This is a genomic window from Pseudomonas fluorescens, assembly GCF_002837185.1.
Lineage (GTDB): Bacteria > Pseudomonadota > Gammaproteobacteria > Pseudomonadales > Pseudomonadaceae > Aquipseudomonas > Aquipseudomonas fluorescens_AM.
This window is the reverse complement of record NZ_KZ478023.1, coordinates 33919-52501: the sequence shown is the minus strand read 5'-3', so window position 1 is coordinate 52501 and position 18583 is coordinate 33919. Positions and strand designations below refer to the sequence as shown.

Below are 18583 nucleotides of genomic sequence, written 5' to 3'. Positions count from 1 at the left end.
AACCAGGGTTCTTCGGCCTGTTTGACCAGGAAGCCGATCTTCACTTCTTCAGCGGATGCGACCCCACTGAACGCCAACGCAAGCGCCACAGCACCGAGTGTCTTCTTGAACATGGACCACCTCATTGTTGTTATTGGAAAACGGTTTAGTCGTGGTACATCACCGACCGCCCACCATCGATCATCAGGCAGGTGGCATTGATAAAGGGCGCCTCGTCGGTCGCCAGAAACAGCGCGCTCATCGCCACCTCGATGGGCTGCCCGATGCGTTTGGGCGGGTGCAGGTCGAACGCCCGCTGGCGCTCCGCGTGGGGGTCGGGGAACGCGTTCCAGTAGTCGACGTTGAGCTGGGTTTCGATATAGCCTGGGGCGATGGCGTTCACGCGGATGCCCTTGGGCGCGTATTCGATACCAAGGGCGCGGGTGAGGCCGAGCAGGCCGTGCTTGGCGACAGGGTAGGGAAAGCAGCCGGGAATGATGTGGCTGGAATGGGTGGAAGCAATGTTGATGATGTTGCCGATGCCCTGCTCGATCATGTGCGGCAGCACCGCGCGGCAACCGTACCAGGCGCCGTCAAGGTCAATGGCGAAGCAGCGGCGCCAGTCCTCGTCGGTCATTTGCAGCGGGTCGCGAAACACATTGACCCCGGCGCAGTTGACCAGCACGTCCACGCGGCCGAAGCGCTCGATGGCCACATTGACCAGTGCCAGCCATTGCTCTGTGGAAGTGATATCCACGGCCTGCGCGACAATCTCGGCGCCGCGTGCGCGCCAATGGGCCGCGACTTGCTCGACCTTGTCGCCCTGGATGTCCGCGATCACCAACCGCGCCTGCTGCGCCTGGAAGCACGCCACGATCGCCTCGCCAATGCCTTGCGCAGCGCCGGTGATGATCACCACCTTGTGCTTGAGTCGCTCGCCGTAAGTCGGCTCGGGCACGGCGGGTAAGGACAACGGTTGTGCCTGCATCGCTTCACCTGTTTTATTTTTGGCAGTGAGTGCTGATGCAGGCGACTATAAACCCACAGATTGAAACATCTCAATATATAAATTTACATCCCACAATGTGAGCACACCTATAAAAAAACCGGCCGCATCGGGCCGGTTCCGTGCGCCTGTCAGCCCTGGGCGAAATCCCTCAGCGCATTGCCTTCCATGCGGTAGCGCACCCACTCTTCCTGGGGCTGCGCGCCGATGGATTTGTAGAACGCAATCGCCGGCTCGTTCCAGTCCAGCACGCTCCACTCGAAGCGCCCGCAGCCGTTGTCGCAGGCGATCCTGGCCAGGTGGCGCAGCAACTTCTTGCCCGCCCCGCCGCCACGCTGTTCCGGGTTGATATACAGGTCCTCCAGATACAGGCAATTACTGCCCAGCCAGGTGGAATAACTGAAAAAGAACACCGCAAAGCCAATCGGTACGCCGTCGCGTGAACAGATCAGGCCGTGGGCGGTGGCGCCCTCGCTGAACAGACTGCGTTGGATATCCACCACGCTGGCGATCACCTCGTGCCGGGCTTTTTCATACTCGGCCAGTTCAGTGATGAAAGTCAGGATCTGCGCAGCATCGCTGGGTACGGCGGGGCGAATCTCGATGGTCATGGGCGCGCCTTGGGCAAGTTCAAAGCCCACATACTAAGACGCTTTCATGACTGATTGCAGCGCAATTTCCGAATGGCGGGTACACAAAATCTTACAAGCCGCGTAAGACCGTTCGTCGCCATCAAGGCACGAACAGCAAAGTGCGGCTGACCAATCAAGGGTAAGGACATTAATCATATGGAGACACCCTCATGAAAAATTCCAAATTTGCTGCCCTCGCCCTCACCGGCCTGATGTCTGCTGCGTCGTTGAGCGCGTTTGCCGCCACCTCGGCGACCGGCCCGACCGATCCAACGCCTGACGCCACCACCGAATCGCAGAAGTCCATGGGCACTGGTCTGGATACCAATGGCGGCGCGATCATCGACAACACCAACGCCGCCGATCCGCATACCCAGGGCCACGACACCCAGCGCCAGGCACCTGCTGCCGTCGGCAACGGCAAGATGGGCCCATCGGTCAATGAACCGAAGATCAATAAAGGCGACGATTCGAACCTGCCAGGCGCCCCGAAACAACCTGCACCTTGATGCCTGCCTGGCCCGCTCGACACCCGATCATTTCCCAGTGAAGAGGTACACATGAACGTTGACACAAACCTTGAACGAGAAGTCCTCACCCGCCTGCTGCACGCTCATCCGCAAGGCTTGGGCAAGGAGGTACTGGACAACTACCGTGGTGAAAAAGAAGTCGCCAGTGTCTTGGCCTTCCTGCAGGACCGCGGACTGATCAAGGATGGACATGTGACCACCGACGACAACGGTGAATACTCGTTGAACCTGCCGATCAAGTTGACCGCGTCGGGTGTGGATGAAGCGCGCAAGCTTGAAGGTCAAGACGTGCAGTGATTCCATGTCTGGTCTGGCCCTGCGACCACCCAATGTGGGAGGGGGCTTGCCCTATCTTTATGTAGGAGCGAGCTTGCTCGCTCCTACATAGGGCCAGGGGCAAGCCCCCTGCCACATTCTGATGGGCGTCTATTCGGTGAACAGTGCGTCGACTTCGGCAGTGCCGGGGGACGTCGCCGGTCCCCAGCGCGTGACCGCCAGTGCTGCCGCTGCATTCGCTCGACGCGCTGCCTCGACGGGTTTCAAGGCGTTCGCCAGTCCGGCGATAAACACCCCAGCGTGCGCGTCCCCCGCGCCATTGCTGTCCACCGCCTTCACGTTGAAACCCGGCACATGCGTGATGTCGCCCGCCTGCCCTACCCAGCATCCATTCGGCCCGTCGCGCACCACCAGCAGCGTCTCGGCTGGCAGGTGTCGGCCCAGTGCGGGCAATGCGGCGGCAATGTCCATGGCGCCGGTGAATGCCAAGGCCTCCGGGCCATTGCTGGTCCAGATATCGATACGCGGCAACAGTGCTTGCATCAGGGCCGAGTCCGGCGCCTTGACCAGCGGGCCCGGATCGAACATCACCACAACCTCGCGCGGCAGCGCCAGCAACCAGTCGATCAGCGCCTGCGCCTTGCCCTCAAGCAGCAGGCTGTAACCGCTGACATACACATAGTCATCGCTGCGCGGCGCTACCCGGGCCAAGTCTTCGGCACTCAGCTCGCCCTCGGCGCCGAGGTGGGAAATGAACGTGCGCTCGGTGGTGGCTTCGGTCAGGGATACACAGATACCGGTGTCCTGGCCGCTGCTGGCCGGCAGTGCCATTTCAATGCCTTCTGCCTGCATCGCAGCGCGGGCCAGGTCACCAAACCGGCCGCTGCCGTGACGGCCCAGGTAAACCACCGGCAAGCCATTGCGCCGCGCGGCGGCCATGACGTTAAAGCCACCGCCGGCTTCGAAACTGGCAGACCTGGCCAACACGTCGCCGCCGGTCGCCGGCAAGGTATCGAGGGCCATGACCAGGTCGACGATGACCTGTCCGGTGTGCAGCAATCTAGACATTGGGGCGCTCGACTAACGCGGGACGTCGATCGGCAGCGCCGCCCATTACTGCATATACGCCGCCGGCCACCAGGAAGGTGACGATCCAGCCGAGGCCGTTATGGCCGAGCCAGGAATCGGACAATGGCCCGGCAAACCAGATGTTTTCGGCGGTGGTGCCGAGGGTGGTGAAGCTGAAGCCCAGCACGATGGCCAGCGCCCAGGCGCCAAATGCGCGCCACTCCACACCGCCGCGATACCAGTAGGCACTGCTCGGGCTGACATCCAGCAAATCCGCAGGGCTGTAGTAGTGACGGTGGATCAGGTCGACCACGAAAATCCCCACCCAGGCGGTAATCGGCACCGCCAGCAACGAGATGAAGGTGATGAACGGACCGTAGAAACTGTCGGCGATCAGCATGAAGTAAATGGAGCCGGCAAAAATCGCCACGATATCGACGATCACCGCATGCACGCGCTTGACCTTCAAACCCAGGGTCAGGGTGGTAAGGCCGGCCGAATACACCGACAGGTTGTTCGACAACAGCAGCCCGCCGAACGCAGTGATCAGGTACGGCACCGCCATCCAGGTCGGCAGCATGTCGCGGATCGCAATGATCGGGTCCGTGGCCGAGGCCAGGTCGTTGTTACCCACCGACAGCAGGCCACCGAGGGTGATCAGCAACACCAGCGGTATGCCCGCACCAAACGCGGCGGAGGCCACCAGGCGTACAGCCTTGACGCTGCGATGCTGGTAACGCGACATATCGGCACCGGCATTGGCCCAACCGATACCGGTACCGGCCGCCATGGTGCCGACGCCGATGATCATGGCGCTCAGCGGCGCCGGCGTGGAGTTGAACACTGCGCTCCAGTCGATGGTGGCGCAGAGGAAGCCGCCCACCAGAATATTCAGCGCGCCGAACACGTAGGTCGCCCACTTCTGGATCACCAGCAAGGTGGCATGGCCCAGGCCGGAAACGGCCAGGGTCAGCAGCACGAAAACGGCGATGAAGATCAGGGTGAGCCACGGTGCGCTCTTCGCTTCTACCGGGGAACCGAACAGGATCGAGCACAGCGACAGCAACACAAAGGCCGCCGTGGTGGTGTTGACCGTTTCCCAGCCCAGGCGCGACATCAGCGACACCAGGGTCGGTCCGATATTGCCGCGCACGCCGAAGATGGCGCGGGACAAGGTCAGGCTGGGCGCGCGGCCACGGCGACCGGCGATGGAAATGATGCCCACCACCGCGAAGGAACCGGCAGCGCCCAGGATTGCGACGATGATCGCCTGCCAGATGGCCAGGCCGCGAAACGCAACCAGCGTGGCACCCAGCGGCAAGCCGAGGATGCTGATATTGGCCGCGAACCAGACCCAGAACAGTTGCAGCGGATGCCCGTTGCACTCGCCTTCCGGGACCGGCTCGATGCCGCGCGTTTCCAATTGCCCGGCGCCCTGGCCGGAAGAGGTGCTGCTCATGTGGATGCTCCTGGTGCCTGTATTGTTATGGTTGTGGCAAAGCGTCAATGGCCGAAAGCGGTGGTGCTTAGCGCAGTGCGAGCAGGCCTTGAACCAGCGCGTGCACGTCCAGGCTGTTGACCTGCTTGACCTGCTCGATCAACGGCTGGGGCCAGCACTGCATCCCCAGACAGGCCCCGAGCATGGCGCCGAGAATCGCGGCGATGGTGTCGGTGTCGCCCCCCAGGCTCGCGGCCAGGCACAGCGCTTCGAAAGCGTTCATGTCGCCCGACGCCACTTGCTGCGCCAGGGCGAACGACACCACCACCGACTCCTGGGAGGCGACGGAGGTACCAATCAGCTCATAGAGCAAGTCGGTGAACAGGGCGTTGTCGCCGCTGCCGACGCTCAGGGTGCGTGCCCAACTGATGCGGGTCGACATGCGTCCGCCGGCAACCCAGTGCCCGTGGTGTTCGGCCTGTTGCGCAACTTGAGTGCCGATGTTCAGCGCCTCACCCAGGTCCACGCCGTTGATACCGGCCGAGACCACCGCCGCGACCGCCGCCGCGCTGGCAATGCCCAGGCTGGTGTTATGGGTGACCTGGCACGCCTGGATCACCGCCCGGATAAACCGCGTCGGGTCGCTGACATCGGCAGCGATGCCCACCGGCGTGATGCGCATGGCCGCACCATTGGTAGTGCCGTAGCGCCCGGACTCTTCGGGCGTGTGCCCGGCGAGGATCATGTCGATTGCACGCTTGGTGGACGGCCCGAGCAGGTCCTGGGAACCCTTGGCACGCATTGTCGCCTCCCAGTCGATCAGGCGCTGGGCGAGTACGCCGGGGTCGATCGTGCCGCGGCCTTCCACGAGCAACTCACCGACCAGGATCGCCTGTTCGGTGTCATCGGTGATGGAACCGGCGGGCATGTTCGGCGCGATGGGTTGGTCGGGGCCGGCATCTTCCAGGGCGGTGATGGCGCCGAAGCGCTGCCGGACTTGCTCACGGCTCAGGGATTGGGTGGGCATGCCCAGCGCATCGCCCAGGGCCAGGCCATAAAAAGCGCCGAGCGCGCGGGTTTCAGCAGTCATTTGGACGTCCCAAATTGCAGGTGCAAACGAAAATGCACGGGGTCGAGCAAGCTTTCAACATGCTCCATGAAACGCTCGCGACGGTCATAGGTGGTGCGCGAGGCCTTGAGAAATACCGTGCCGGCCGGACGGCCAAGTAACTGAGCGTCGTCATCGCTCAGGGCCTCGGCGCCGATCCATTGGTCGCCCGTGGCGCCCACGTAGCCGTAGGCCGCCAGGGTGATGGTCAGGGAATGGTCGATCAGGCCGATGCGGGGCAGGCTTTCCAGGTCACCGGTGGCCGGCATCAGCGAGCGCTCCAGCGACACCGCCGTACCGTCGGCGGTGCGGCGCAGGCGGTCGAGGGCGATAAACTGCTCGCTGCCGAAACGGTTGAACAGGTCCGCGCGTGTCACCGCTTCGAAGCGCAGCACCTCGGTACTGACTTGCGCGCCGGTGTCCGCCAGGGCCTGGGCCCAGCCATGACGCTGGTCGAGCCCCATGCCGTCAAATGTGACGATGGAGCCCACACCGCTCTGGGTGGCGATATAGTTACGCCGCTTGAGCTCAGCCAGCGCTTCGCGCAGCGTGCCACGACTGACCGCAAACTCTTCGGCCAGTTGATGCTCACCCGGCAACAGGAAACCGTCGGCCATCACCCCACCCTCGATACGGCGGATGAGCTCGTCGACGACGCGTTTTTTCTTATCAAATCGAACATGTCTAATCATGTACAAATTGATAACCGAAAGGCGCGGTCTCCAGCAAGCGATTATTTCAGAACACTAAAAAAACCGGCCTCAGGGCTCCAGGCCAATGGGGAAAAACTCGCCGCTGCTCCAGACGCCAAGCCAGTTCTGACCGTTGATCGGACGGCTCACCGCCAGCTCGACCAATTGGTAAAACGCGTTGCGATGCACCAGGGCTTCAAGGTTGCTGCGTACCCGCAGATAAGGCGCCGGTTCCTCGGTGAGCGGATCGATCACCACCCGCAACGGGTGCTCAGGGCCCGCCTCGATCGATTCGTCGACGTTGGTGGTAAAACGCAGCACCTGGCGCTCACCCTGCCCTTGCACCTCAAGCGTGACGGCGACAAAGGGCGCGTCATCGACAGTGATGCCGACCTTTTCCACCGGAGTGACCAGGAAATAATCATCGCCATCGCGGCGAATGATGTTGGAGAACAACTTGACCATGGGTTTGCGCCCGATAGGCGTGCCCTGGTAGAACCAGGTGCCGTCACGGGCGATGCGCATGTCGATATTGCCGCAGAAATCCGGGTTCCACAGATGCACCGGCGCCGGCCCTTTGCCTTTGGGCAGTTGTGCCAACAGATCATTGGCCTTGGCGGTATCGGTCATGGGGGTCTCCTCAGCTTACTGATTGCTCATGCCGAGCAAGCCTCGGGCGTACTGGGCCAGGGGCCGGGCAATCAGATCTTGTGGCGTGTTGTCGTGGAACGTCAGTAAACCGCCACGACTGCGAATGCGTGCAGTATCAATCAAATACTGGGTGCTGGTCTCGATCAACATGATCTGGATTACGCCGCTGTCCAGGCCAAGACGGTCCAGGGCTTGCTGATCGGTCCACTCGTCGGCATTGCCGATACGGTCATCGGCTGCCGCAAAACGGCAATACAGCAAGTAATGAGCCCCCGCCGCGCGTGCTTCGGCCATGGCCTGTTCGAGGCCTTCGGGCTGACGGGCGCGACGCACCATGGGGAAATATTCGACAAAGCCGTTGAAGGCTTCCTCGGCCACCACGTTGGGGCGCGGATACGCGCTGCCTGGCGGCACGAAAGCGCCCTGGGCGATAAAGATAAAGGAGTCGGGCTGCACACGGATTGAAGCGGTGCGGCGCGTATCACTGTGGTCGAGCAAGCCGGCGTCGCTCATCTGATAGCGGGTGCCTTCGGCCATATCGCTGACGGTCATGCAACCACCGAGTGCTAACGACGCCAGCAACAAAACCAGACTACGCATCCTATTCCTCCAGAAGCCGGTGACGGAAAACCGGCGAATGGACGTGAGATGCAGGTTCTGGGCCAGGGGAGCAGCTTCAGGCGTTAGGCGTTAGGCGTTAGGCGTTAGGCGTTAGGCGTCAGGCGTCAGGCGTCAGGCGTCAGGCGTCAGGCTTCAAGCTTCAAGCTTCAAGCTTCAAGCTTCAAGCTTCAAGCTTCAAGCCTCAAGCCTCAAGCCGCAAGCTTCAAGCCTGTAGCTTGTAGCTTGTAGCTTGCAGCTTGCAGCTTCTAACTGCCCTCAACCGCCAATGATCTTCATCACCGTCGCGCCGCCCGAGAAGGCCACTTCCTGCTTGTCGCCCAGGGCCTTCATCAGCAGCCCTTGCAACGCTGGCAGGGCCTGGTGGCGTGGCTTGTCCAGCAGGTCGCCGACGTAGTGACGATTGCTCGAAGACAGGCAACCATGCAGCCACCCCGTGGACGACAGCCGCAACCGCGAACAGGTGCGGCAGAATGGCACGCTCTCATTGGCGATCACGCCAAAGAAACCCTTGCCCGGCACCTCGTAGCGCACGGCCGTCGCATCGACGGGCGCATTGGCTTGCAGGTATTCATGCTGTTCGCCGATCAGGCTGAGCAACTGCTGCAGGCTGACGAATTGCTGCAGGAAGGCATTGGAGTCTTTCGCCAAGTGGCCCATGCGCATCAATTCGATAAAGCGCAGCTCATAGCCCCGCTCCAGGCAGTAATCGAGCAACGGCAGCACCTGGTCCAGGTTCTGGCCGCGCAAGGGCACCATATTGACCTTGATTCTGATCCCGGCCGCACGGGCCTGGTCCATGCCTTCGAGCACGGTGGCCAGGTCACCACCGCGGGCGATACTGCGGAAGGCGTCGGCATCGAGGGTGTCGAGGGACACGTTGATGCGCCGGATACCCGCGTCCACCAGCAGCGGCAGCTTGCGCGCCAGCAACTGGCCGTTGGTGGTCAGGCTGATATCGCTGAGCCCCATCTGCCCCACGGCGCCCATGAAGGCTTCCAGCTTGGGACTCACCAGCGGCTCACCACCGGTAATCCGCAGGCGATCGATGCCGGCCGCTTCGATCAGGTAAGCCACGCCTCGCGCCATGGCCTGGGCCGAGAGTTCGTCCTGGGCAGCCACCAGCCGCTTGCCGTTGGGCACGCAATAGGTACAGGCATAATTGCAGGCTGAGGTCAGGCTGATCCGCAAATTGCGAAATCGCCTGCCTTGACGATCAACGATCATGAACCACTCCGGCAGAGGATGAATCGGGGCGCGCTAAAAGCTGACTGATAAATCAGCTTTTAGCAAGAGTCCTTGCCTGAGTATATTCCTGGGGTACTGCGCGTGGCAGTAAATCATCAGGTGGACGGCGATTCCATGGACGGCGGCTCGGCACTGTGCTTGCGCTTGTTGCCCATGCGCACGCCAATATCCATCAGGAACTGGAAGAACCCTTCCTGGTCTTCCAGCACATTGCTCCAGAACGGCGAGTGGTACAGCGCCACGGCGCCATGCACCAGGGCCCAGGCGGCGCAGTAGTGGAAGTAGGGAGGCACGTCCTCGAGCTTGCCTTCACTGATACGGCCCTTGATCAGCAAGGTCAGGCGCTCGAAGTTGGAGGCGCGGATCTTGTGCAGTTCCTCGACCATTTCCGGCACTTGGTGGCCCTTGACGACCTTTTCCTCAAGGCGGTCAAACAGGCGGTAGCGCTGCGGATCGCGCATGCGGAACTCGAAATAGGCCCGGGACAGGGCCTCTTTGTCCTTGTCGACATCGGCTGAATGCAGCAGCTCGTTCAAGTCACGCTCGTAGTCGAGCATCAGACGCAGGTAAATCTCGGCCTTGGACTTGAAGTGCTTGTAGATCGTGCCTTTGCCGATGCCCACGGCATCCGCGATCATCTCGACGGTGACGCTGTCTTCGCCTTGTTCAAGGAACAATTTGAGTGCGGTGTCGAGAATTTCCTGCTCACGGCGGCGAAACTCACGGACCTTACGGGGTTCTTTATGCATGAGGAAGAGGTCTGCAAAGGTCGGAATAGGAAGGGTTGCGCAGGCCACGGATACGTGGCGATACGATTTACCCGATGCGAGGGATTATCCCGACTGAACGGTCGTTGGGCAACGCCTATGTGAACCCGTTATGCACTTTACTTTCAGTACGCCAACGATTTGCACGATATCAGTCAGAAACAATACGCGATATTCAGACCTGAGCATCCGCTCAATGAGAACTCAAGAGAAGCGCACGTATTCCAAATCTGTTTAAAAATCGATCAATCGAGACTGGACTGAATCCGAGAGTGATCAATACTTCAAGTGTCGACGCGACATCTCCCCCAAGTGAAGCGTCGACCTGGGTACCGACGGACTGCGTACCCTTGTTTTACTCCTAATGGTCTTAGCCCGGATTCACCCCCCCAGAACCCGGGTTTTTTTTGCCTGCGATTTTCTCCTGTAGGAGCGAGCTTGCTCGCGAAGAACTCATAGACACCGCGTTCATCCAGGATGCACGCGTTATCGTTGACGTTTTTCGCGAGCAGGCTCGCTCCTACAGTGCAAGGCAAGCCGCTTTGATGGGCGACAGCGCTACGTCGCAGAAGTAGTAGCGCCGGCCACATGGGCCAATGGAAACAGACGCTTGAAGTTCTCGGTCGTCTGCTCGGCGAAGCGCTCGTAGGACTCACCGCGCAGCATCGCCAGATAATCCGCCACGTCACGCACATATTCCGGCAGGTTCGGCTTGCCCCGGTGGGGGATCGGCGCCAGGTACGGCGAATCGGTTTCCACCAGCAGCCGGTCGGCAGGCACCTGTCGGGCCACATCACGCAACGCGTCGGCATTGCGGAAGGTAACGATACCCGACAAGGAAATATAGAACCCCAGGTCCAGGGCCGCCTTGGCCATCGCCCAGTCTTCGGTAAAGCAATGCAGCACACCGGCCTGCGGCAGCGCGGCTTCGCGCAAGAGCGCCAGGGTATCGGCGCGAGCCCCACGGGTGTGGACGATCACCGGTTTGCCGGTGTGTTGCGCAGCGTGCAGGTGCAGGCGGAACGAGGCCTGCTGCAGGTCGGCGGCTTCGGGTTCGTAGTGGTAATCCAGGCCGGTCTCGCCAATGGCGACGACGCGCGGGTGGTCGAGTTCGGCCAACAGCCAGTCCAGGGCCGGTGCTTCGCCGGGTTTGAGGTCCAGCGGGTGGATACCCACTGAACAATCCACATCGGCGTAGCGATCAGCGAGGGCTTTGACGTCGGCGGCATTTTCGGCACTGACGCCGATGCACAGGAAGTGCCCGACCCCGCGCTGGCGCGCAGCATCAAGGGCGGCGTCCAGGGAGCCGTTGTGCTGGGCGAGGTCAAGACGGTCGAGATGGCAATGGGAATCTACGAGCATGGGCAATGACAACTTGAGTAGTGTCTGGCCGACGATACACCCGTCGGCCAAGAAAATTAACGCCGGCCGAGCAAACCGACCCATTGGACAAGCAGTGCTTCAAGCAACAGCACGCGGTTGAGGTTGGCCTTGCCGAGCACTTTCTGGCGCTGGGCGAGGATCCAGTCCTGAATACTCAGCACCTTGTCCTGCGCACTTTTCTGCGCAAGGTACTGCACCACCTTGCGCATGTCCGGCAAACCCAGGCCGTTTTCGTCCTGGGTCAACTGGTAGCGCAGGATCAGGCTGGACCAATCGCAGAACCAGTCGAACAGCAGCAACAGGGGGATGTCCTTCCACGCACTTTCGGCCAATTGCGTGGCGGACAGTTCCTGTTTGATCAGCTTCTTCACACCGTCTACGACCAGTGCACGTTGCTCTCGCACGCCTTGGGCGTGCAGCTTCACCGCAGCCAGAGGGGAGCCCGCGGCCAGGGTCAGCAATTCGATTCGTTCTTGCTCAGCGCAATCCGGCAGCGCCTGCGCCAGCCATTGCAGGCTCATGGCCTCGCTCGGCAAAGGGCACGCCTGCTGCACGCAACGGCTGCGAATGGTCGGCAACAACCGGCTGGATTGATGGCTCACCAGCAACAGCACGGTGTCGCCGGACGGCTCTTCCAGACTCTTGAGCAACGCGTTGGCGGCGTTGATGTTCATGGCCTCCACCGGCTCGATCAGCACCACCTTGCGCCCGCCCATCTGCGCGGTTTGCACCACGAAGCTGACGAGGTCGCGCACCTGGTCGACCTTGATCGCTTTGTCCGCTTCCTCAGGTTCCAGCACATAATTATCGGGGTGGCTGCCGGCCTTCAATAGCAGGCAGGACTTGCATTCACCGCAGGCGTGCAGGTCAACGGGGCGCTGGCACAACAGGCTGGCCATCAAGCGCTCGGCCAGCGCACGCTTGCCGATCCCTGTCGGGCCGTGCAGCAAATAGGCGTGGGCGTGTTGCGCACGACCCGCCAATTGCTGCCAGAGACCATCCTGCCACGGGTAGGCTTCAGCCACGGGCGCGCTCCAGCAAGGTGGGCAGCAGCGCATCGAGGGCTTGCTGCACCTGAGCCAGCGGTTGCGCTGCGTCAAGCAGGTGATACCGCGCAGGCTCCGCCCTGGCACGCTCGAGGAACGCCGTGCGCACGGCGTCGAAAAATGCCCGACCTTCCAGCTCGAAACGATCCAGGCGACCGCGCGCGCTGGCGCGGGCCATGCCCACCTCCACCGGCAGGTCGAACAGCAGGGTCAGGTCGGGGCGCAGGTCTGCCTGTACGAACGTTTCCAGGGCAGCGATACGCTCCAGGCACAACCCACGACCACCGCCCTGATAGGCGTAGGTGGAGTCGGTGAAACGGTCGCAGATCACTACGGCACCACGGGCCAGGGCCGGTCGGATCACCTCGGCCAGATGCTGGGCACGGGCGGCGAACACCAGCAGCAGCTCGGTGTCCGCATTCATCGGCTCCTCACCCGGCGTCAGCAATACCTCACGGATGCGCTCGGCCAGCGGCGTACCGCCGGGCTCACGGGTCAACACCACTTCGATGCCTGCGGCGCGCAGGCGCTCGGCCAGGTAATCGCGGTTGGTGCTTTTGCCGGCGCCTTCCGGGCCTTCGAGGGTCATAAACAAGCCAGTCACAGGCAGTCCTTAGTCAGAATCATTGCGGGCTTTGCGCGGCGCTGGTGTCCGGCGCGGGCTCTACCGGTACGTCAACGGGCGGCACCGTGTCTTCCAGCGGCTTGGCCTGCGGTGCCGGGCTGGAACGGTAATCGGCGCGGCGCTTGAGTTGAAACTCGCGTACGGCGGCATTATGCGCATCCAGGTCATCCGAGAAAACATGGCTGCCGTCGCCACGAGCGACGAAATACAGGCTGCTGCCCGGCACCGGGTTCAGCGCGGCATGAATCGCCTCTCGGCCCACCATGGCGATGGGTGTCGGCGGCAGGCCGGCGATCATGTAAGTGTTGTAAGGGTTGGCCTCCTTGAGGTGGGCACGGGTCAATTTGCCGTTGTAGCGCTCACCCAGGCCATAGATCACCGTGGGGTCGGTCTGCAACATCATGCCCAGCTTCAGGCGACGCACGAACACACCGGCAATCTGGCCACGCTCTTCGGGCACACCGGTCTCCTTTTCCACCAGGGAGGCCATGATCAGCGCTTGATAAGGTTCGGTGTAAGGCGCATCAGCGGCGCGCCTGCTCCATTCCTGGGCCAGCACATCGTCCAGACGGTTGTAGGCTTTCTTCAGGAATTCGACGTCCGTCATGCCACGCACGAAACGGTAGGTGTCGGGAAAGAAGCGTCCTTCAGGGAATACGCCAGGATGGCCGAGCTTATCCATCACTTCGCTGTCACTGAGGCCCGCGAGGGTCTGCACGATCTTTTCGTGCTTGGCCAGCGCCGAGCGTACCTGGCGAAAGTTCCACCCCTCCACCAGGGTCAGGCTGTACTGCACCACTTCCCCGCGCTGCCACAGGCCGATCAGGCCTTCGGCGGTGAGGCCCGGGGTCATGCGGTATTCGCCGCTGTGCAGCGGCTGGCCCTCAAGGTTCAAGCGCCAGTAAAGACGCAGCCAGAATGCACCGTCGAGCACGCCATCGGCTTCCAGACGATTGAAGGTGCCGGTGGGCGTCGCCCCTGCCGGTACATCGAGCAATTGCTCCTGGGTCAGATGCAACGGCTGTTTCAAGGCAGCGTTGTATTTCCAGGCGCACAAGCCCGACAGCAAAGCCGCCGAGAACAGACCGATCAGCAGCAGTACAACCAGTTTTCGTATCACTCAAATATCCAATAGCGCGCGAACAATGCCCTGCAGTTTACGGGTGAGCGGCCCAACCGACCAGCGCATCCCAGCGCACTCGCGTACCGGCCAGATGCCATAAATGCTGTTGCACACGAAGACTTCGTCGGCCTGTTGCAACTGCTCCACGCTGATGTCGGCCACGGCCACCGGGACGCTCAGCGCTTGGGCCTGGGCCAGGATCTCGGCGCGCATCACTCCGGCAATGCCACAACGCTTCAGATCAGCGGTAAGTAACACGCCGTTGCGTACCAGAAACAGATTGCTGAACACGCCTTCGATGACACGCCCGGACATATCCAGCATCAAGCCTTCGGCATGCTCGGCATCCTGCCATTCGGCGCGGGCGATTACCTGCTCAAGGCGGTTCAGGTGTTTGAGCCCGGCCAGCAGCGGTTGTTCGGCCAAACGGGTGGCGCACGGAAACAGGCGGATGCCGTCGGTCTCGTGGGTTTCGGGATAAGTGGCGGGCGGACCGCCCTGCAATATACGGCGTACAGCGGCATCGGGATTGATGCCGTAACCCCGCTGGCTATCGCCACGGGTCAGGATCAACTTGAGCACGCCATCGCCAAGGGCTGCGGCATAGGCCAGCACTTCGCTGCGGACCAGAGCGTGATCCACCCCCAATGCGAAGCGCCTGCAGCCCTCATTGAGGCGCTGCAGGTGACGGTCAAGCAGCACCGGCTGCCCGGCCTTGACCGCGATGGTTTCAAACACACCATCACCATACGCCAGGCCGCGATCTTTCAGGGGCACGCTGTCCGCTGGCTGACCGTCGACCCAGCTGTGCATTACTCGGCGAACCGGCGGAACACCAGCGAGCCGTTGGTGCCACCAAACCCGAACGAGTTGGAGATCACCACGTCGATCGGCATCGGTTGCGCTTCGTGAGGCACGAAGTTCAGGTCGCAGCCCTCGTCCGGCTCATCAAGGTTGATGGTCGGCGGAGCGACCTGGTCCTTGATGGCCATCACACTGAAGATCGCCTCGACCGCACCCGCCGCGCCCAACAGATGGCCGGTCATGGATTTGGTGGAGCTGACCGCCAGCTTATAGGCGTGCTCGCCGAACACCGACTTGATGGCTTCGGCTTCCGCCAGGTCGCCGGTCGGCGTCGAAGTGCCATGAGCATTGATGTACTGCACCTGGTCGGCATTGACCTTCGCATCGCGCAGGGCATTGGTGATGCAGCGTGCGGCACCGGCACCGTCGGACGGTGGCGAGGTCATGTGGTAGGCGTCGCCGCTCATGCCAAAACCGATCAGCTCGGCATAGATGGTCGCACCGCGTGCCTTGGCATGCTCCAACTCTTCCAGTACCAGGGCACCGGCACCGTCGGACAGCACAAAACCGTCACGGCCCTTGTCCCACGGACGGCTGGCACGGGTCGGCTCATCGTTGCGGGTCGACAGCGCTCGAGATGCGCCGAAGCCGCCCATGCCCAGGCCGCAGGCGGCCATCTCGGCGCCACCGGCAATCATCACGTCAGCTTCATCGTAGGCGATGTTGCGCGCCGCCATGCCGATGCAGTGAGTGCCCGTGGTGCACGCCGTTGCGATGGCGTAGTTAGGCCCCTGTGCCCCCAAATGGATGGACAGGAAACCGGAAATCATATTGATGATCGAGCCCGGCACGAAGAACGGTGAAATTCGACGGGGGCCGGAATCGTGCAACGTGCGGCTGGTTTCTTCGATATTGGTCAGCCCGCCAATCCCCGAACCCATGGCCACGCCGATGCGCTCACGGTTGGCGTCGGTGACTTCCAGGCCGGCGTTACGCACTGCCTGAAAACCGGCTGCCAGGCCGTATTGAATGAACAGGTCGAGCTTGCGCGATTCCTTGAGCGAGAGGTATTGCTCGACATTGAAACCCTTTACCGAGCCGCCAAAACGGGTGGAATAGGCAGAAAGGTCCGTGTGTTCGATCAGACCGATACCACTGTGGCCAGCCAGAATGCCCTGCCAACTGCTTGGCACATCCGTGCCCAGTGGCGACAACATACCCATACCGGTGACTACGACGCGTCTACGCGACACAGCACTCTCCTTTTTCTAATGACGACACTTTGCTTCGCAGCGTACTTTTCGTCACCGCTGAAAGAAAAAACCGCACGCCGTTACAGCAGTGCGGTTTTTCCCTGACAGCAGGCGACGACTACAAACTATTACGCCTGGTGGCTAGTAACGTAGTCGATGGCAGCTTGAACAGTAGTGATTTTTTCAGCTTCTTCGTCCGGGATTTCGGTCTCGAATTCCTCTTCCAGAGCCATCACCAGCTCAACGGTGTCAAGGGAATCGGCACCCAGGTCTTCTACGAAGGAAGCAGTGTTGACCACTTCTTCTTCCTTAACGCCCAGTTGCTCGGCGACGATTTTCTTGACGCGCTCTTCGATGGTGCTCATACCTTGTTTAACTCCTAATGGACAAATTCAGGCAGCTGGCCAGTGGGTAAGTGTATAGAAAGCCATTTCGGTTTTTCAACCGAAAGCTTCACCCTGTACCCGCCCTGCCACCTGCCTATAAATTAAGTTGCAGCTTTATAACGGATTTTAGACAGCTCGTATGACATATTTTTGAAGCGATCCGTCACAATTTAACTCATGTACATCCCGCCGTTCACCGGGATTGTAGCCCCAGTTACGTATGCCGCACCGTCGGATGCCAGAAAAGTGACCACATTCGCGATCTCTTGAGCCTGGCCCAGACGGCCCAGCGGAATCTGCGTCAGCAAGGCTTCACGCTGTGCTTCGGGCAGTTCGCGGGTCATATCGGTGTCGATGAACCCTGGAGCCACCGAGTTTACCGTAATCGACCGCGAGCCGACTTCACGCGCCAGTGCACGGCTGAAACCTTCCAGACCGGCCTTGGCCGCGGCATAGTTTACTTGGCCGGCGTTGCCCATGGCACCCACTACAGAGCCAATATTGATAATTCGGCCCCAGCGCGCCTTGGTCATGCCGCGCAAAACGCCCTTGGACAGGCGGAACAGACTGTTCAGGTTGGTATCGACCACGTCGTACCATTCGTCGTCTTTCATGCGCATCATCAGGTTATCGCGGGTGATACCGGCATTGTTCACCAGAATCGCCGGCGCACCGAACTGAGCGGTGATCTCGGCCAGCACGGCCGCCACGGACTCGTCACTGGTCACGTTCAGCTCAAGGCCGGTGCCCTGCACGCCGTTTTCCTTGAGGGTTGCGGCGATACGCTCGGCACCCGAGGCGGACGTGGCGGTGCCGATCACAACGGCGCCTTGACGGCCCAGCTCCAGGGCGATGGCCCGGCCGATGCCACGGCTTGCGCCGGTAACCAGTGCAACTTTACCTTGCAGACTCATGCAGGCTTCTCCTAATTTCGGGGATCAGGCCAGCGCCGCACGAGCGGCAGCGAAGGCATCCGGGGTATTGAGATTGGCAGTCGATACGCCGTCGGCGCAGCGTTTGTTCAGGCCGGCCAGGACTTTGCCCGGACCGCACTCGACCAGTTCGGTGGCGCCATTGGCAGCCAGGGTCTGCACCGACTCAACCCAGCGAACCGGCTTGTAGAGTTGCTCCAGCAGGTCGCGCTTGAGGGTGTCCAGGTCAGGGGCCACCGCCGCGCTGACGTTCTGCACCAGCGGGATCTGCGGCGCCTGCCAGTTGATGGCGGCGATGGACTCGGCAAAACGCTCGGCCGCCGGACGCATCAGCTCGCAGTGTGACGGCACGCTGACCGGCAACGGCAGCGCACGCTTGGCACCACGGGCCTTGCAGCCTTCGATGGCGCGCTCGACCGCTGCCTTGGCACCCGCGATGACCACTTGGCCAGGGGAGTTGAAATTCACGGCACTGACCACCTCGCCCTGCGCCGCTTCGGCGCAGGCTTCGATCACCACCGCATCGTCCAGGCCCAGGATCGCGGCCATGCCGCCCTGCCCGGCCGGAACGGCCTCCTGCATCAATTGACCGCGACGCTCGACCAGCTTGACCGCTTCACCGAGGGTCAGGCTGCCCGCCGCAACCAGGGCGCTGTATTCGCCCAGGCTGTGACCGGCGACGAATGCCGGGCGCGCGCCGCCTTCGGCCAGCCACAAGCGCCACAGCGCGATCGAAGCCGTCAGAATGGCCGGCTGGGTCTTGTCGGTTTGATTGAGTTGCTCTTCCGGCCCCTGCTGGGTCAGTGCCCACAGGTCATAACCCAGGGCGTCGGACGCTTCCTTGAAAGTGTCCAGGACCTGCGGGTATTGCGCGCCCAGCTCGGCCAACATGCCGAGGGACTGCGAACCCTGCCCTGGAAAGACGAATGCGAGGGATGTAGACATGTAACAAGCCCCTAATGATCTGGTCGTCAAAAATGGTCGCTGCCGATCTTGAGGTGAAACCAAGACGGGAGCG

Annotated in this window: 21 protein-coding genes and 1 pseudogene; 2 read left to right on the top strand and 20 right to left on the bottom strand. The window is 61.6% G+C overall.

Annotation, left to right across the window (positions count from 1 at the left end; genetic code table 11):
- From CIB54_RS24360 to CIB54_RS24350, 3 genes and pseudogenes are all read right to left on the bottom strand, one after another.
- Positions 1 to 113 (bottom strand): annotated as a pseudogene (locus CIB54_RS24360) (arabinose ABC transporter substrate-binding protein); the annotation flags it as partial.
- 32 nt (positions 114 to 145) lie between these two features.
- On the bottom strand, positions 146 to 967 hold the full coding sequence (locus tag CIB54_RS24355) for an SDR family oxidoreductase (RefSeq protein ID WP_101221189.1): 822 nt from the start codon (positions 965 to 967) through the stop codon (positions 146 to 148).
- Positions 968 to 1116: 149 nt separating this feature from the next.
- Positions 1117 to 1596 (bottom strand): GNAT family N-acetyltransferase, encoded by a 480-nt coding sequence (locus CIB54_RS24350; protein WP_065951038.1) that lies wholly within the window; start codon positions 1594 to 1596, stop codon positions 1117 to 1119.
- Positions 1597 to 1787: 191 nt separating this feature from the next.
- Here CIB54_RS24350 and CIB54_RS24345 point away from each other — a divergent pair, with 191 nt between their 5' ends.
- Entirely contained in the window at positions 1788 to 2126 is a 339-nt protein-coding gene (locus CIB54_RS24345) for a hypothetical protein (RefSeq protein WP_065951039.1), read from the top strand.
- Positions 2127 to 2177: 51 nt separating this feature from the next.
- Positions 2178 to 2444 carry a hypothetical protein gene (locus CIB54_RS24340; protein WP_101221188.1) on the top strand — a complete coding sequence of 89 codons (267 nt, stop codon included), beginning with the start codon at positions 2178 to 2180 and terminating at the stop codon, positions 2442 to 2444.
- Between the two features lie 129 nt (positions 2445 to 2573).
- On the opposite strand, the gene CIB54_RS24335 is transcribed toward CIB54_RS24340, so the two are convergent.
- The 17 genes from CIB54_RS24335 to fabD all read right to left on the bottom strand — a co-directional run bounded on the left by CIB54_RS24335 (position 2574) and on the right by fabD (position 18510).
- Positions 2574 to 3491: a PfkB family carbohydrate kinase gene (locus CIB54_RS24335; RefSeq protein ID WP_101221187.1), complete on the bottom strand. Its 918-nt coding sequence runs from the start codon at positions 3489 to 3491 to the stop codon at positions 2574 to 2576.
- Complete coding sequence (locus CIB54_RS24330) at positions 3484 to 4950, bottom strand: purine-cytosine permease family protein (protein ID WP_101221186.1); 1467 nt, start codon at positions 4948 to 4950, stop codon at positions 3484 to 3486. Before CIB54_RS24330 ends, CIB54_RS24335 begins: the two co-directional genes overlap by 8 nt.
- Positions 4951 to 5017: 67 nt before the next feature.
- Positions 5018 to 6019, bottom strand: coding sequence for an ADP-ribosylglycohydrolase family protein (locus tag CIB54_RS24325; protein WP_065951043.1), 1002 nt, complete (start codon positions 6017 to 6019; stop codon positions 5018 to 5020).
- The gene (locus tag CIB54_RS24320; RefSeq protein WP_101221185.1) at positions 6016 to 6729 is read right to left on the bottom strand and encodes a GntR family transcriptional regulator; all 714 of its coding nucleotides are present in this window, start codon (positions 6727 to 6729) and stop codon (positions 6016 to 6018) included. The genes CIB54_RS24325 and CIB54_RS24320 overlap by 4 nt, the downstream gene beginning before the upstream one ends.
- Positions 6730 to 6798: 69 nt before the next feature.
- Positions 6799 to 7359: a DUF1285 domain-containing protein gene (locus tag CIB54_RS24315; RefSeq protein ID WP_101221184.1), complete on the bottom strand. Its 561-nt coding sequence runs from the start codon at positions 7357 to 7359 to the stop codon at positions 6799 to 6801.
- Positions 7360 to 7374: 15 nt separating this feature from the next.
- Positions 7375 to 7980 (bottom strand): DUF4823 domain-containing protein, encoded by a 606-nt coding sequence (locus CIB54_RS24310; RefSeq protein ID WP_065951046.1) that lies wholly within the window; start codon positions 7978 to 7980, stop codon positions 7375 to 7377.
- Positions 7981 to 8256: 276 nt separating this feature from the next.
- Positions 8257 to 9225 (bottom strand): GTP 3',8-cyclase MoaA, encoded by a 969-nt coding sequence (locus CIB54_RS24305; protein WP_101221183.1) that lies wholly within the window; start codon positions 9223 to 9225, stop codon positions 8257 to 8259.
- Between the two features lie 116 nt (positions 9226 to 9341).
- Positions 9342 to 9995, bottom strand: coding sequence for a TetR/AcrR family transcriptional regulator (locus CIB54_RS24300; protein WP_065951048.1), 654 nt, complete (start codon positions 9993 to 9995; stop codon positions 9342 to 9344).
- Positions 9996 to 10571: 576 nt separating this feature from the next.
- The gene (locus tag CIB54_RS24295; protein WP_065951049.1) at positions 10572 to 11375 is read right to left on the bottom strand and encodes a TatD family hydrolase; all 804 of its coding nucleotides are present in this window, start codon (positions 11373 to 11375) and stop codon (positions 10572 to 10574) included.
- Positions 11376 to 11431: 56 nt separating this feature from the next.
- Positions 11432 to 12421: a DNA polymerase III subunit delta' gene (locus CIB54_RS24290; protein WP_065883741.1), complete on the bottom strand. Its 990-nt coding sequence runs from the start codon at positions 12419 to 12421 to the stop codon at positions 11432 to 11434.
- Positions 12414 to 13046 carry a dTMP kinase gene (gene tmk / locus CIB54_RS24285; protein WP_065951050.1) on the bottom strand — a complete coding sequence of 211 codons (633 nt, stop codon included), beginning with the start codon at positions 13044 to 13046 and terminating at the stop codon, positions 12414 to 12416. The genes CIB54_RS24290 and tmk overlap by 8 nt, the downstream gene beginning before the upstream one ends.
- Before the next feature lie 19 nt (positions 13047 to 13065).
- A complete protein-coding gene (mltG, locus tag CIB54_RS24280) occupies positions 13066 to 14187 on the bottom strand; it encodes an endolytic transglycosylase MltG (RefSeq protein ID WP_101221182.1) in 1122 nt (373 codons plus the stop codon).
- Positions 14188 to 15003 carry an aminodeoxychorismate lyase gene (gene pabC / locus CIB54_RS24275; RefSeq protein WP_101221181.1) on the bottom strand — a complete coding sequence of 272 codons (816 nt, stop codon included), beginning with the start codon at positions 15001 to 15003 and terminating at the stop codon, positions 14188 to 14190.
- The gene (fabF, locus tag CIB54_RS24270) at positions 15003 to 16247 is read right to left on the bottom strand and encodes a beta-ketoacyl-ACP synthase II (protein ID WP_057721119.1); all 1245 of its coding nucleotides are present in this window, start codon (positions 16245 to 16247) and stop codon (positions 15003 to 15005) included. The genes pabC and fabF overlap by 1 nt, the downstream gene beginning before the upstream one ends.
- Before the next feature lie 128 nt (positions 16248 to 16375).
- Positions 16376 to 16612, bottom strand: a complete 237-nt coding sequence (acpP, locus tag CIB54_RS24265) for an acyl carrier protein (RefSeq protein WP_003175607.1) — start codon at positions 16610 to 16612, stop codon at positions 16376 to 16378.
- A 191-nt stretch (positions 16613 to 16803) separates the two neighbouring features.
- Complete coding sequence (gene fabG, locus CIB54_RS24260) at positions 16804 to 17547, bottom strand: 3-oxoacyl-ACP reductase FabG (RefSeq protein ID WP_101221180.1); 744 nt, start codon at positions 17545 to 17547, stop codon at positions 16804 to 16806.
- A 24-nt stretch (positions 17548 to 17571) separates the two neighbouring features.
- Complete coding sequence (gene fabD, locus CIB54_RS24255; protein ID WP_101221179.1) at positions 17572 to 18510, bottom strand: ACP S-malonyltransferase; 939 nt, start codon at positions 18508 to 18510, stop codon at positions 17572 to 17574.
- Between the last annotated feature and the right edge of the window lie 73 nt (positions 18511 to 18583).

What these genes read in the sequence shown, in the direction of transcription:
- CIB54_RS24355 (WP_101221189.1), bottom strand. Translation starts at nt 967, where the DNA reads ATGCAGGCACAACCGTTGTCCTTACCCGCCGTGCCCGAGCCGACTTAC.
- CIB54_RS24350 (WP_065951038.1), bottom strand. Translation starts at nt 1,596, where the DNA reads ATGACCATCGAGATTCGCCCCGCCGTACCCAGCGATGCTGCGCAGATC.
- CIB54_RS24345 (WP_065951039.1), top strand. Translation starts at nt 1,788, where the DNA reads ATGAAAAATTCCAAATTTGCTGCCCTCGCCCTCACCGGCCTGATGTCT.
- CIB54_RS24340 (WP_101221188.1), top strand. Translation starts at nt 2,178, where the DNA reads ATGAACGTTGACACAAACCTTGAACGAGAAGTCCTCACCCGCCTGCTG.
- CIB54_RS24335 (WP_101221187.1), bottom strand. Translation starts at nt 3,491, where the DNA reads ATGTCTAGATTGCTGCACACCGGACAGGTCATCGTCGACCTGGTCATG.
- CIB54_RS24330 (WP_101221186.1), bottom strand. Translation starts at nt 4,950, where the DNA reads ATGAGCAGCACCTCTTCCGGCCAGGGCGCCGGGCAATTGGAAACGCGC.
- CIB54_RS24325 (WP_065951043.1), bottom strand. Translation starts at nt 6,019, where the DNA reads ATGACTGCTGAAACCCGCGCGCTCGGCGCTTTTTATGGCCTGGCCCTG.
- CIB54_RS24320 (WP_101221185.1), bottom strand. Translation starts at nt 6,729, where the DNA reads ATGATTAGACATGTTCGATTTGATAAGAAAAAACGCGTCGTCGACGAG.
- CIB54_RS24315 (WP_101221184.1), bottom strand. Translation starts at nt 7,359, where the DNA reads ATGACCGATACCGCCAAGGCCAATGATCTGTTGGCACAACTGCCCAAA.
- CIB54_RS24310 (WP_065951046.1), bottom strand. Translation starts at nt 7,980, where the DNA reads ATGCGTAGTCTGGTTTTGTTGCTGGCGTCGTTAGCACTCGGTGGTTGC.
- CIB54_RS24305 (WP_101221183.1), bottom strand. Translation starts at nt 9,225, where the DNA reads ATGATCGTTGATCGTCAAGGCAGGCGATTTCGCAATTTGCGGATCAGC.
- CIB54_RS24300 (WP_065951048.1), bottom strand. Translation starts at nt 9,995, where the DNA reads ATGCATAAAGAACCCCGTAAGGTCCGTGAGTTTCGCCGCCGTGAGCAG.
- CIB54_RS24295 (WP_065951049.1), bottom strand. Translation starts at nt 11,375, where the DNA reads ATGCTCGTAGATTCCCATTGCCATCTCGACCGTCTTGACCTCGCCCAG.
- pabC (WP_101221181.1), bottom strand. Translation starts at nt 15,003, where the DNA reads ATGCACAGCTGGGTCGACGGTCAGCCAGCGGACAGCGTGCCCCTGAAA.
- acpP (WP_003175607.1), bottom strand. Translation starts at nt 16,612, where the DNA reads ATGAGCACCATCGAAGAGCGCGTCAAGAAAATCGTCGCCGAGCAACTG.
- fabG (WP_101221180.1), bottom strand. Translation starts at nt 17,547, where the DNA reads ATGAGTCTGCAAGGTAAAGTTGCACTGGTTACCGGCGCAAGCCGTGGC.
- fabD (WP_101221179.1), bottom strand. Translation starts at nt 18,510, where the DNA reads ATGTCTACATCCCTCGCATTCGTCTTTCCAGGGCAGGGTTCGCAGTCC.